Origin of the sequence: Paraburkholderia phytofirmans PsJN (assembly GCF_000020125.1) — a bacterium.
GTDB lineage: Bacteria > Pseudomonadota > Gammaproteobacteria > Burkholderiales > Burkholderiaceae > Paraburkholderia > Paraburkholderia phytofirmans.
The window spans coordinates 3060774-3074409 of sequence record NC_010681.1 but is presented as its reverse complement, the minus strand read 5'-3'; the positions used below and the strand labels follow the sequence as shown (position 1 = coordinate 3074409).

The 13636-nt window shown below is 63.4% G+C and carries 11 protein-coding genes; 7 read left to right on the top strand and 4 right to left on the bottom strand.

The genetic code is table 11. The features are described from left to right. Positions 1-11: 11 nt before the first annotated feature. From BPHYT_RS13460 to BPHYT_RS13450, 3 genes are all read right to left on the bottom strand, one after another. Positions 12-1592: a methyl-accepting chemotaxis protein gene (locus BPHYT_RS13460; protein WP_012433704.1), complete on the bottom strand. Its 1581-nt coding sequence runs from the start codon at positions 1590-1592 to the stop codon at positions 12-14. Between the two features lie 22 nt (positions 1593-1614). Beyond that, entirely contained in the window at positions 1615-3414 is a 1800-nt protein-coding gene (locus BPHYT_RS13455) for a methyl-accepting chemotaxis protein (protein WP_012433703.1), read from the bottom strand. A gap of 297 nt (positions 3415-3711) precedes the next feature. After that, positions 3712-5103 (bottom strand): aminotransferase-like domain-containing protein, encoded by a 1392-nt coding sequence (locus tag BPHYT_RS13450; RefSeq protein ID WP_012433702.1) that lies wholly within the window; start codon positions 5101-5103, stop codon positions 3712-3714. Positions 5104-5463: 360 nt separating this feature from the next. Here BPHYT_RS13450 and BPHYT_RS13440 point away from each other — a divergent pair, with 360 nt between their 5' ends. The 7 genes from BPHYT_RS13440 (at position 5464) to BPHYT_RS13410 (ending at position 11393) form a co-directional block, all read left to right on the top strand. Then, positions 5464-5946, top strand: a complete 483-nt coding sequence (locus tag BPHYT_RS13440) for an MSMEG_0572/Sll0783 family nitrogen starvation response protein (RefSeq protein WP_012433701.1) — start codon at positions 5464-5466, stop codon at positions 5944-5946. A gap of 30 nt (positions 5947-5976) precedes the next feature. Further along, positions 5977-7011, top strand: coding sequence for a Nit6803 family nitrilase (locus tag BPHYT_RS13435; protein ID WP_012433700.1), 1035 nt, complete (start codon positions 5977-5979; stop codon positions 7009-7011). Beyond that, positions 7004-8074 carry an MSMEG_0568 family radical SAM protein gene (locus tag BPHYT_RS13430; protein WP_012433699.1) on the top strand — a complete coding sequence of 357 codons (1071 nt, stop codon included), beginning with the start codon at positions 7004-7006 and terminating at the stop codon, positions 8072-8074. Before BPHYT_RS13435 ends, BPHYT_RS13430 begins: the two co-directional genes overlap by 8 nt. A gap of 2 nt (positions 8075-8076) precedes the next feature. Further along, entirely contained in the window at positions 8077-8688 is a 612-nt protein-coding gene (locus BPHYT_RS13425; RefSeq protein ID WP_012433698.1) for an MSMEG_0567/Sll0786 family nitrogen starvation N-acetyltransferase, read from the top strand. Beyond that, positions 8685-9668, top strand: coding sequence for a sll0787 family AIR synthase-like protein (locus BPHYT_RS13420; protein ID WP_012433697.1), 984 nt, complete (start codon positions 8685-8687; stop codon positions 9666-9668). Before BPHYT_RS13425 ends, BPHYT_RS13420 begins: the two co-directional genes overlap by 4 nt. Before the next feature lie 124 nt (positions 9669-9792). Further along, a complete protein-coding gene (locus BPHYT_RS13415; RefSeq protein WP_012433696.1) occupies positions 9793-10077 on the top strand; it encodes an MSMEG_0570 family nitrogen starvation response protein in 285 nt (94 codons plus the stop codon). A gap of 26 nt (positions 10078-10103) precedes the next feature. After that, on the top strand, positions 10104-11393 hold the full coding sequence (locus tag BPHYT_RS13410; protein WP_012433695.1) for an MSMEG_0569 family flavin-dependent oxidoreductase: 1290 nt from the start codon (positions 10104-10106) through the stop codon (positions 11391-11393). Between the two features lie 99 nt (positions 11394-11492). On the opposite strand, the gene BPHYT_RS13405 is transcribed toward BPHYT_RS13410, so the two are convergent. Beyond that, positions 11493-13604: a phosphocholine-specific phospholipase C gene (locus tag BPHYT_RS13405; RefSeq protein ID WP_012433694.1), complete on the bottom strand. Its 2112-nt coding sequence runs from the start codon at positions 13602-13604 to the stop codon at positions 11493-11495. Between the last annotated feature and the right edge of the window lie 32 nt (positions 13605-13636).

Here is a 13636-nt window from a genome sequence, read left to right as displayed (position 1 = left end):
CGCCCGCTCCATCAAGCCGCGGCGCCCAGCCTGAAGAAACTCACGCTTTGCACGAGCCCCGATGCCTTGCTTTGCACCGCATCGGCTGCGGCAGCCGCCTGCTCGACGAGCGCCGCGTTGCTTTGCGTCACCTGATCCATCTGCGTGACGGCATCGTTGACTTCCGCGATACCTGCTGCCTGATCGACGCTTGCCGTCGCGATCGATTCGACGATGCGCGTCACGCTGCCCGCGCTGGCCACCACACCGTCCATCGTATTGCTCGCGTGATTGATCAGTTGCGTGCCGGCGTCGATCGTGGCGACCGACTCGCGAATCAGCGCCTTGATCTCCTGCGCGGCATCGGCGGAACGTTGCGCGAGACTGCGCACTTCGCTCGCGACCACCGCAAAGCCGCGCCCTTGCGTGCCGGCACGCGCTGCTTCGACCGCGGCGTTGAGCGCGAGAATATTGGTCTGGGCGGCGATCGCTTCCACCACCGCGATGATATCGACGATGCGCCTGGACGCGGCATCGATCTGGCCCATCGTGCGTACCGCGTCGCTCATCACTGCGCCGCCGTCGCGCGCGGCTTGCGCGGCGGTTTGCGCGAGCGTGGTGGCTTCGCGCGCATTGGCGGCGTTGCGCTGGACCGAGCTGGTGAAATGCTGCATCGACGCAGCGGTCTCTTCGAGCGAGGCCGCCTGCTGTTCGGTGCGCGCCGACAGGTCGAGGTTGCCCGCCGCGATCTCCTGCGTGGCCGACGAAATCGTCGTCGCGCCTTCACGAATCTCGCTGACGATATGCCGCAAACGCTGGTTCATGTCGTTGAGCGCGATGAGCAACTGGCCGGTTTCATCGCGGCTCGCCACCGCCACGTCCGCGCGCAGATCGCCTGCCGCAACCGCCTGCGCGACGCCCACGGCCTGCCTGACCGGCAGCGTGATGCTGCGGCTGAGAAACCACACCGCAAATGCGCCGACGCCGAGCGAACCGATCACGACCGACAGCAACAGCACCGTGGCGATCGTATAGGCGCGTTCCGCCGCTTCGCTCGTGCGCACGCTGGAATCCTGCGCCTGTTGCATGACGGAAGCGACGATGTCGTCGATTGCGGCGGTCGGCGCGCGGTCGATGCCCTTCACGAGCCCGTCGACCACGTGCGCGGTGTTCGGATCGGTGGCGTCGTAACGCTTGAGCGCATCGATGTAACTGTCCTGCAACGAAGCGTGCGTGGCGAGCGCCTTGTCGACACCGTCCACGTTCGCGCCCAATGCGCTCAACTGGTCCTTCAGGCGCAGCAGGGCGGCGTGCGTCGTGCCGCTTTCCTTGCTGAAGGCATCACGGTATTTGGCGAACGCGGCGGGATCGGCGCCGCGCAACAACAGGTCTTTCCATTCCTGCACCTGCTTCTTGAACTCGACCTGCGCGACGCGCGCCGTGTCGGCGGCTTGCGCATATCGACCGAGCGATTGCGCCGACTCGATTTGCAGCGCATGCGTTTTCGACAACGCGTGCCAGCCTTCCAGGCCCACGATCATCGTCGCGGCCAGCAACACCGCGCCGAGCAACGCCAGCTTAACGGCGATCTTCAGATTTCTATAGAACGTCACTGCGGTGTCCCTGCAAAAGCGTTTAATCGAGTTTGAATTGCGTCACCGCGCTGGCGAGGCTCACCGCCTGGCTTTGCAGCGCGGCGGCTGCCGCGGTGGATTCCTCGACCAGCGCGGCGTTCTGCTGAACCATCTCGTCGAGCTGACTGACCGCGCGGTTCACCTCCTGAATGCCGCGCGTCTGCTCGTTGGCCGCCTGGGTGATTTCGGAAATGATGGTCGTCACGTTGCCAACGTTGCTGACGATCTCCGTCATCGTCTCGCCGGCCTGGCGCACCTGGTCCGAACCCGACGTCACGCTCGCCACAGTCGATTCGATCAGCGCCTTGATTTCCTTCGCCGCCTGCGCGCTACGCTGCGCGAGGCTGCGCACCTCACCGGCCACGACCGCGAAACCGCGGCCCTGTTCGCCCGCGCGCGCGGCTTCCACCGCGGCGTTCAAGGCGAGGATGTTGGTCTGGAACGCAATGCCGTCGATCACGCCGATGATGTCGGAGATCTTCACCGACGCATGCTGGATCTCGCCCATCGTCGCAATCACTTCGGAGATCACGACGCCGCCGCGCGAGGCGACCTGCGAGGCGGACACGGCGGTGCCGTCGGCCTGCTTCGCGGCGCTTGCCGATTGCGTGACGGTCGAGGTGATTTCTTCCATCGACGCGGCGGTTTGCTGCAAGCTCGCCGCCGCAGACTCCGTGCGGCCCGACAGATCCACGTTGCCCGCGGCGATTTCATTCGCGGCCACGCGCACCGATTCGCTGGCGTCGCGAATCTGGCGCATCACGTGGCTGAGTTTGTCGATGAAGGTGTTGAACGAACGCGCGATCTGCGCGACTTCGTCGTTGCCGACGGCGGGCAGGCGCTGCGTGAGGTCGCCTTCACCGGAGCCGATGGCATCCATCGCGTCGCGCACTTTCGACAGACGCTGAAACGACACAGCGGTGACCGCGGCCACGATAGCGGCAGCGATGCCCGCGATCACGATCAGCGCGATCACCGAAGCGGTCAGCAGCGAACGCATGCCGGCGGTCGCTTCGGCTTTATCGAGCGCGACGACCGCGTACCAGTCGGTGCCGGGAATCGCCTGTGCACGCAGCAGCTTCGTGCTGCCGTTCACGTCCATTTCGAGCGGACGCTCGGCGCTGAAGAGGGCGGCGAGTTTGTCGCCGGTCAGGCCCGGCGCCACATCGGAGACCGGCTTCAAGGTCAGTTTCGGATCGGGGTGCGCAACGATGTGGCCGCTCGCATCGATCAGCATGCCGAAGCTCGCCGGTGTCGGATGAATCGCCTTGACGTTGGCGATCACGCTGTCCATCGCGACATCGCCGGAGACCACGCCTTTCACCGCGCCGTCGCGCACCACGGGCGCAGCGAACGCCACCACTAGCTTGCCCGTGCCTACGTCCACGTAAGGCGGCGTGACCACCGGCTTGCCCGCTTCCGCCGCCTGCCTGTACCAGGGACGGCCGGTCGGATCGTAGTCGGGCGGAATGCCGGTCGGATCGGAAAACTTTGCGGTCTTGTCCGCATAGCCGACGTACACGTTGGTGAACTTGCCGGCCGCGGCGATCTGCTTCAGCGCGGCGGACGGATCCGCTTGCAGCACCGCGTCTTGCAGCGAGTTGATCATCTGGCTGTTGGCGGCGACCCAGTCGCCGATGCCGCCTGCGTGACCGCTTTCGACCGCGCTCAGACTGCTGTCGATGGCATCGGCGTTATACGAGTTGGCGACGACATAGTTGAGAACCGCGTTGGCGGCGAGCGCGACCACAACGATAGCGACGCACAGGGCGACGATGCGCGCGCGAATGGAGGTGAACATGTCGGGAGTCTTTCGGAGTGAGCGGTGAACCGGAGTCGGAGTCGGAGTCAGCGAGGCAGTGGCCTCACAAGCTGTATACGGCTCCAATTAGTGGGACTTGAGTGGGGGAATGCTTTCAATTACACACCGAGGCGGGTGAGCGGTGCGGGGCGGTGTGTCGAGCGCGCGCGAAATATTTCTTGCGCGTCGGCTTTTTCAATGCGCGTGGAACAGCGTGTCGTTGCGCGCTGATCGATCGCTCGCGATACGCTGTATTCGTATGACAATAACGCTGGCTAGAGGCGTCTGAGGATCGCGTCACATCACCGGAGAATGCAGATGATGCGGATGATCGAGTGTCTCCGCGACGATGCGCAGCGCCTCTTCGCATTCGTCGCGCGTTTTCGATCCGCCGAGACAGAGGCGCATGGCGTTGGGCGGATTGCCGTCGGTCGAAAACGCAGCGCCCGCCACGGCGGCGATGCCCTGATTGCGCAACTGCAACGCGAGTTCGGATGCGCTCCAGCCGCTTTCCACCGGCACCGGCAACCACAAATGAAAGCCATCCTGATGCGCTTCGTAACGCCACGCTCCGAGCATGCGCGAAGCGATGATCTGGCGGGCGCGCGACTCGTTGCGAATCGCGTTGAGCATGTCAGCCGCGGTGCCGTCCGCGATCCACCGGGTCGCGAGCGTGACCGTGAACGGACTCGCCATGACGGTGGTCGCGCGCAATGCGCCGGCTAGCCGCTGCGTCTGCCGCGGCGTAGGCGCATGCAGATGCGCGACGCGCAAACCGGCGCCGAAGCTCTTCGACAAACCGGTGACGTAATAGGTCAGTTCGGGCGCGAAACTCGCGAGCGCGTCGGGCGCGTTCTGCGGCAGCATCGCGTAGGCATCGTCTTCGATGATCGGCACGCTGTAGCGCAGCGCGACGTCGGCGAGCGCCTCGCGCCGTTTGTGTGTGAGCGTGAGCGTGCTCGGATTCTGCAGCGTCGGATTGCAGTAGAACGCGCTGGGCTTGTCGGTCTTGCAGAGCGCCTCGAAGGCGTGTGCGAGCGGTCCTTCGTCATCGCGCGGCAGCGCTTGCAGACGCACACCGAGTTGCGCGGCGATTGCCTTGATGCCGGGGTAGGCCAGTGAATCGAGACAAATGGTGCCGCCCGGCCGCGCGAGTTGCGAGACGAGCGCCACCAGCGCGCTATGGATGCCGGGGCACACCAGCACGTTCTGCGCGTCGCAATGCGGCACGCGCCGCCTCAACCATTCGGCGCCCGCGTCCTTGTCAGCCGCCGAGCCGCCGAAGTCCTGATAGCGCAGCAACTGATAGGGATCGCTGTCGGCCATCTGCCGCGCGGCGGATTCTCGCAGACGTATCGCGAAGTCGGGCGGCTCGGGCGGCGTGTTCATCGACATCTCGATACTGCTGCCGCCCGCGAGCGGCAAAGTGGCGGTACGGCCGCGCACGAACGTGCCGCTGCCCGCGCGTGAATCGAGCAGGCCACGTTTGCGCGCTTCGGCGTAAGCGCGCGCCACCGTCGTGTAGTTCAGCGCGAGTTCCAGTGCGAGATCGCGCAGCCCCGGCAAGCGGTCGCGCGGACGCAGCCGCCCGGTGGCGAGATCTTCTTCGATCAGATCCGGAATCGCCAGATAGGCGGGTTTGCGAATGTCGGCGAGACGTTTGATCCAGTGATGTGTGGGGCTGCTCATCGGTTTCGGGTCTCTTCGGGTCTCTATTACGTTGAAGAACTTGATCGCATTCGCATGCGATCAATGATTGGATTGATCGACCGTGGTGAATGACTGCACCACGCCGACACGCAGATATGCGCGAATCGCACATGGCTGGTGCGATAAAGCCGCAGCAACGGCGTTCGCGCCGGATGCCCGAGTCATATGCAACCTTCGCGCCCAAAATTTTTTCGAGTCGCACTTCGAATCGAGACGGAATTGATTGCTGATTGATCGCATTCGCCTGGCCGATCAATGGCACGGCCGTTGCATTAGAAGAAGCGCGCACAGCTTGAACGCGCGTCCTCTTTTACTTAGCAAACCTGATCGGAGAGTGTCATGCCAGCCGTCAACAAACCGCTGCATCAGAAAGGCGATTACCTTGTCGACTACGAGGAGAAAGTCTTCGAAGACGTGAAAGCCGAGCCGGGCGAGAAGGCACTCGTCACGTTTCATACGGTCGCGTTCGAAGGTTCGATCGGTTTCGTCAATATGCTGCAGGCCACGCGGCTGCAACGTAAGGGCTTCGAAACATCGGTGCTGCTGTATGGACCGGGCGTGACGCTCGGCTTGCAACGCGGCTTTCCGACGCTCGGCGACGAAGCGTTTCCCGGTCATCTGAACTTCAACAAACAGTTGACGAAGTTCATGGAAGAGGGCGGCAAGGTCTACGCGTGCCGCTTCGCACTGCAAGCGCTGTATGGCCACGGCGAAGCCTCGCTGATCGAAGGTATCCGGCCGATCAGTCCGCTCGACGTGCTCGACATTCAGTTGCTTCACCGCAAGGACAATGCGCTGGTCATCCACACGTGGACGGTCTGACCGCAGTTTGACAAGAGGCAAGTGACCACTATGTCCGACAAACGTATCGTGCGCGCCGCAGCGGTTCAGATCGCACCCGACTTCGAGCGCAGCGGCGGCACGCTCGAGAAGGTTTGCGAGGCCATCGGGAAAGCCGCACGCGAGGGTGTGCAGCTGATCGTGTTCCCCGAAACCTTCGTGCCGTATTACCCGTACTTTTCTTTCGTGCGGCCGCCGGTCGTGTCCGGCGCCGATCACATGAAACTCTATGAAGAGGCCGTGATCGTGCCGGGCCCGGTGACGCAGGCGGTGGCCGAGCAGGCGCGTTTGCATCGGATGGTGGTGGTGCTCGGCGTCAACGAACGCGATCACGGCAGCCTCTACAACACGCAGTTGATCTTCGACGTGGATGGCCGGATCGCCCTCAAACGCCGCAAGATTACCCCGACGTTTCATGAACGGATGATCTGGGGGCAGGGCGACGCCGCAGGTTTGACGGTGGCGAATACGGCGGTGGGGCGTGTCGGCGCGCTGGCCTGTTGGGAGCATTACAACCCGCTCGCGCGCTATGCGTTGATGACGCAGCACGAAGAGATTCATTGCAGCCAGTTCCCTGGCTCTCTCGTGGGACCGATCTTCGCCGAGCAGATCGAAGTGACGATCCGGCATCACGCGCTGGAGTCGGGCTGCTTTGTCGTCAATGCAACGGGATGGCTTACTGAGGCGCAGATCGCCTCCGTGACGCCGGAGACGAATTTGCAAAAGGCGCTGCGCGGCGGCTGCAATACTGCGATCGTTTCGCCGGAAGGACAGCATCTGGCCGAACCGCTGCGCGAGGGCGAAGGCATGGTGATCGCCGATCTCGACATGGCCTTGATCACCAAGCGCAAACGCATGATGGATTCGGTCGGCCATTACGCGCGGCCCGAGTTGCTGAGTCTCGCGATCAACCGGCGGCCCGCGGAAACCGTGGCGCCGATGCCGGCGTGGCCGGCCGCATCGAGTATCGATTTCAATTCAACCGAAGGAGGATGCGATGAACGCCAGCGACTCGCTGTCGGCGCGGAGCCGGCAATTGATGACTGAATTGCAGTCGGCCGGTTTGCGCCTCGTATCGCCGGATGCGGGCGCGGCGAGCCGGCGCGGCGGCGCGGGTCCGTCGGATCATAAGGCGGTGACGGTGGACGGCGTGACGATCATGGTGCCTGTGCATACGAGCACCGCGTGGCACTCGCCCTTCGTTGCGCAGACGCCGGATGCGAGCGGTTCGAGCGCGCTGTTGCGCGGCACGATTCCAATCGCCAACATCAGCTTCCCGAAGGCGCCGCGTTTTTACGGCATGCAGACGCTCGACGGCGTGCCGTACTCGCATATCGCCGCATTGCATAGTGCGGACGTGCTCGCGACGACCGTATTGCAAACTTGTATTCGCTACGAGAGCCGGCGCAAGAGCTGCAAGTTCTGCGCGATCGGGCAGTCGTTGGCGGCGGGCCGCACGATTGCGCGCAAGACACCGGAGCAACTGGCGGAAGTGGCGCGCGCGGCCGTGTTGCTCGACGGCGTAAAGCATATGGTGCTGACCACCGGCACGCCGCCCACGCCGGATCGCGGCGCGCAGATTTTGTGCGAGAGCGCGTTCGCGATCAAGGCCGCGGTCGATCTGCCGATCCAGGCGCAATGCGAGCCACCCGACGACGACCGCTGGTTCGCGCGCATGAAAGCGAGCGGCATCGACACGCTCGGCATGCATCTCGAAGTGGTGACGCCCGCTTTGCGCGAACGCATCATGCCGGGCAAGGCAAGCGTGCCGCTATCGCGCTACATGGAAGCGTTCAAATCCGCCGTGGCCGTATTCGGGCGCGGTCAGGTCAGTACCTACATTCTTGCTGGGCTCGGCGATAGCGCGGCGGCGATCCTGGCGATGTCGCGCGAATTGATCGAACTGGGCGTCTATCCGTTCGTGGTGCCATTCGTGCCGATTAGCGGCACGCCGCTCGAAGATCATCCGGCGCCCACGCCTGAATTCATGAAGTCGGTGTTGCAGCCGCTTGGCGGCATGCTCAATGCAGCGGCCATGCGTTCGAGCGATATCAAGGCGGGCTGCGGTAAATGCGGCGCGTGTTCGTCGCTATCGTCGTACGAGGAGTGATCATGTTCGGTGAAGCGATTGCAGGCGAGGCGCTGGACGGTGACATCGATTCCGCACCGTATGCGCCGAGTGAATTCCGCATCAAGTGGACCACGTTGAATTGGGAAGCCGAAGAGGCATTCAAATTGCGGCGTGCGGTGTTCTGCATCGAGCAGGGCATTTTCGTTGCGGACGATCGTGACGATATCGATCGGCACGCGCAGCAATTGGTGGCCGTCAGTTGTCTTGGCGGCATGCCGGAGCAGGTGGTCGGCACCGTGCGGATTCATCGCGATCACGACAACGTGTGGTTCGGTTCGCGCCTCGCCGTGCATGCGGCGTTTCGTCGGCATGGAAAAATCGGCGCGACGCTGATTCGTCTCGCGGTAAGCAGCGCGCATGCGTTGGGCTGCGAGACGTTTTTGGCCCATGTGCAGAGCCAGAATGTGCCGCTCTTTCGCGCGATGCATTGGGACGTGCTCGCCGAGGAAACGCTGCTCGGCAGGCCGCACCATCTGATGCAGGCGCAATTGGACCGCTATCCGCCGTGTGTGACGCCCTTTGGTGGGTTCGTCACGCCCACGCCAGCACAAGTGTATTCGCGTCGTATCGAGCCCGCGCGGAGTGCGGCATGAGCGTTGCCGATCTCGTCGCCAGCTTGCGCGAAAGCCGTGGGTTCCGTCACAAGACCGATATCGTCGACGTGGTCGGTGCGCTGGCGAAGCGTTTGCCTCACGGCACGCACGATCTCGCACAGGCCGTGGCGCTAGGCGACGACTGCGCCGCGCTTGCCGATGGCGACGGCTATCTGCTCTTTGCCATCGAAGGCATGGTCAGCGATTTTGTCAGCGCCATGCCATGGTTTGCCGGCTACAGCAGCGTGATGGTCAACGTCAGCGATATCTATGCGATGGGTGGGCGGCCGCTGGCGGTGGTGGATGCGCTGTGGAGTCCGGGCATCGGCGCGGCCGACGAGGTGCTGGCGGGCATGGCGGCGGCATCGGTCGCGTACGGCGTGCCGATTGTCGGCGGCCACACGAATACGCGCAGCGACGCTGCGCAACTGGCGGTATCGATTATCGGCCGCGCCAAGGCGTTGCTGTCGAGCTTCAACGCGAAACCGGGCGATAGCCTGATGATGGCGATCGATCTGCGCGGCCATTTTGAAGAACCGTATCCGTTCTGGAATGCGTCGGTGGATGCACCGGCCGGGCGTCTGCGCGGCGATCTCGAACTGCTACCGCAATTGGCGGAGAGCGGCCTGTGCGACGCCGCGAAAGATATCAGCATGGCGGGTACGCTCGGCACGGCGTTGATGTTGCTGGAGTGTTCACGGGTGGGGGCGCGGATCGATCTCGCGCGCATTCCCAAACCCGACGGCGTGGCACTGGAACGCTGGGTGACCGCGTTTCCGAGTTTCGGCTATCTGCTATCCGTGCGGCCCGAGCATGTCGATGCCGTGCAGGCGCTATTCGATGCGCGCGCTCTCTCGTGTGCGGTGATCGGATCCGTCGATGCGACGAGTCAGGTGGTCGTGCAGCAGGAAGATGACGCTGCAATGCTATGGGATTTTCAGCGCGAGCCGTTCATTGTCGGAAAGGGTGGTGTGACATGAGCGCGCTGTGCACAGTCAACCCGCGCGACGGCGTCGTGCACACGCTCGAACTGGCGACGCCTTTGACGATACATGGGCACGACGCGACCGTGTTCGTGCTCACTCATTGATTCAAGGATTAGCGATGCCTGTCATGCACTTTCGCATTCAATGGCCTGATGGCGACGAAGCGAACTGTTATTCGCCCTCGCGCGTGATCGGCGAATTTTTCGTCCCTGGCGAGGTCTACGCGCTGGACGATTTTGTGGCGCGCTCGCGCCAGGCGCTGGGCATCGCGTCGGAGCGCGTGCGCGAGAAATACGGCTTTGCCTGCTCGGCGGCGATGGACCAGCTTGCACAGATCGAGCGCGACGCGGCGCGCTTTCGCGAGCGGCCGGGCGCAACCGTCAAGGTTATCGAATTCAGCTAGGCGCTTATTTTTTCAGAGGATGCATCATGTCGAATCCAGCACATCACGCGCGCGCCGAGGGCCATTACAGCGTGCTCGTCATCGGCGGCGGTCAGGCGGGACTGTCGGTCAGCTATTACCTCAAAGAGGCCGGCATCGACCATCTGGTCGTCGAGAAGAACACTGTGACGCACACATGGCGCGAGCAGCGCTGGGACGCGTTCTGTCTGGTCACGCCTAACTGGCAATGCGCGCTGCCCGGTTATCCGTATCGCGGCAACGATCCACACGGTTTCATGAAGAAGGACGAGATCGTGGCGTACCTCGACGGCTTCATTGCGCATGTCGATGCGCCGCTGATGGAGCGCACCGAGGTCAAACGCGTCAAGCAGCGCGACGACGGCGTCTACGCGATCACGACGACGCAGGGCGATTTCAGCGCGGATCAGGTGGTGGTGGCCTCGGGCGGCTACCACACGCCGATCGTGCCGCGCCTCGCCGAGCGCTTGCCCGCGCGAATCGTGCAGCTGCAGTCGTCGGCGTATCGCAACCCGCAGGCGCTGCCTGATGGCGCGGTGATGGTGGTCGGCACCGGGCAATCGGGCGCGCAGATCGCGGAAGACTTGCATCTGGCCGGCCGCAAGGTGGTGCTGGCGGTGGGCGAGGCGCCGCGCTGCGCGCGCTTCTATCGTGGCCGCGACGTGGTCGACTGGCTGGCCGACATGCAGTACTACGACATGCCGGTCGAAAAGCATCCGTTGCGCGAAGGCGTGCGCGACAACACCAACCACTACGTGACGGGCCGAGACGGCGGCCGCGATATCGATCTGCGCAAATTCGCCGCGGAGGGCATGGAGTTGTACGGCCGCCTCGACGATCTGCGCGACGGCCAATTCCATTTTTCACCTACGCTTGCGGCCAATCTCGATGCGGCCGACGAGACGTATAACCGGATCAACGTGAGCATCGACAACTTCATCGAGAAGCGTGGCATCGACGCGCCGGCGGGTGGCGCGTACGAACCTGTCTGGCGTCCGGCACAGGAACGCACCACGCTTGATCTGGAAGCAAGCGGCATTGCCGCGATCATCTGGTGCATTGGTTTTACGCCGGACTTCAGTTGGCTCGACGCACCCGTGTTCAACGGTCGCGGTTATCCCGCGCATACGCGCGGCATTACGCCGATCGACGGTTTGTATTTCGTGGGCTTGCCATGGCTGCATACGTGGGGCTCGGGGCGTTTCTCCGGCGTCGCACGCGATGCGGAATTTATCGTGCAGGCGATTCGCGAGAAGGCACGCGAGCGCGCGTCGTTATCGTCCGCTGTGGCGGCGTGACGTTGCTCAATGCGATTACGAGCGATGGTGGAAGAAAAACGGCCGCTGCGTTTTCCATGGCAGCGGCCGCTGTATTTCATCGAGACGTTCGGCTAAGGCTTAGCTCCCCAGCGCCGGATCGCTCATGCTGCTCTTGCCGGTCTCCACGTGTCCGGCAAAACGCCGCGCGAACAGCGGATCCGTATTGACCGTAATCGCCAGGTCGTACCAGCCGTGAGCATTGCGCAGATCGAGGTAGATCTGGTCAGTGTCGCCGCCGCGCACCGTATGCCGGATCACGTTGTTCGGGTCGTACGCGTTGACGATCTTGAATTGGGAAGGCGCGCTGCCCACGTTTTCAAGGCGCAACTGCAGATTGCCGTTCGCGACGTCGTAGCCTTCCTCGACTTCAGGCCGCGCGATGTCGGAACCGTTCCACCAGTTGCGCGCGACCGGCTTGCCCGCGAAGCGGCGCAGAAAGCCATTCGGGCCGTACACAGTGAAGTCGTAGCTGCCGTCGGCATTCAGCGGCAACGCGTCCTGCAGGCGCTTGCCGGCTTCGACCGTGTAGGTGCGCGGCGCGTCGAGACTATGCGCGGCATAGACGAGAAACACTGCGCCAGTGCGGCCCGTGTTGACGAAGCGCATCGTAAGCTGGTTGGCCGAACCTTCGCCATGCACACGCACGAACAACTCGTAGGGCAACGCGCGAGCGGGGCGCACGCCGGGTTCCTGCTTTGGCACGGCCTGCAAGGCGGGCGGCAGCGGCACGTAATCCGGATGGCGGTTCTGATCCGGCGGCACGTAGCCGCTCGTGCCCGGCAGCGTCGGGAAAGCGTCGTTCGGATTGCGGAAGTTGAACGCCGACATCAGATCGCCGCACACCGCGCGGCGCCACGGCGTGATGTTCGATTCGCCGAGGTTGTGCTCGTGTCCGAAACGCTTTTCGATGAAGCGGATCACCGACGTGTGGTCGAACAGTTCCGAGCACACATAGCCGCCTTTCGACCACGGCGACACGACCAGCATCGGCACGCGCGGTCCGAGTCCGTACGGGGCGGCGGGAATCTTCGCATCGCCCGGATAGATTTCGTTGCTTGTGTCGACGGTGGACAGACCGTTCGCGCTCGACGACGGTGCGAACGGCGGCACCATGTGATCGAAGAAACCGTCGTTCTCGTCGTAGTTGATCAGCAGCACCGTCTTGCTCCACACCTCGGGATTCGACGTGAGAATCTGCAGGACCTGGTCGATGTACCACGCGCCGTAGTTGGTCGGCCAGTTCGGATGTTCGGAGTAGGCTTCGGGCGCGACGATCCACGACACTTGCGGCAACGCGTTGTTCTGCACGTCGCGTTTAAGGATGTCAAAGTAGCCGTCGCCTTTCGCCGCGTTCGTGCCGGTGCGCGCGTTGTCGTAAAGCGGATTGCCGGGCTGCGCGTTGCGGTACTGGTTGAAGTAGAGCAGCGAGTTGTCGCCGTAGTTGCCGATGTACGGGTTTTGCGTCCAGCCCCACGAACCGTTGGCGTCGAGACCGGTGCCGATGTCCTGGTAGATCTTCCACGAAATGCCCGCGTTCTGCAGCACTTCGGGGTAAGTGGACCACCCGTAGCCGAGTTCGGAGTTGTCGATCACTGGGCCGCCGCCGCTGCCGTCGTTGCCGACCCAGCCGCTCCACATGTAATAGCGGTTCGGGTCCGTCGGTCCCATCAGCGAGCAGTGGTACGCGTCGCAGATGGTGAACGCATCGGCGAGTTGGTAGTGAAACGGAATGTCCTCGCGCGTGAAATAGGCCATTGTCGTGGCGCTCTTGGCGGGCACCCATTGATCGTAGCGGCCGCCGTTCCAAGCCGCGTGCGTGCTGGTCCAGTCGTGCGCGAGATCCTGCAGGAATTGCAGACCCAGATTCGGCGCGCTCGGGCGGAACGGCAGCACGTAACCGGCATCCGCCGCGAGCGGTTGATACCACACGGGCTTGCCGTTCGGCAGATTGATCGCGCGCGTGTCGCCAAAACCGCGCACGCCCTTGAGCGTGCCGAAGTAGTGGTCGAACGAACGGTTTTCCTGCATCAGCACGACAATGTGCTCGACATCGCGAATGGTGCCGGTCTTGTTGTTGGCGGGAATGGCGAGTGCGTTGCGAATGCCCAGCGGCAGCATGCTCAACGCGGTGGCGGAACCCGCTGCATGCGCGGCGGAGCGCAGAAAATCACGGCGATTTTTTGAGGTCATGGTATTGGCTTTCGATCTTCAGTGAAGGAACG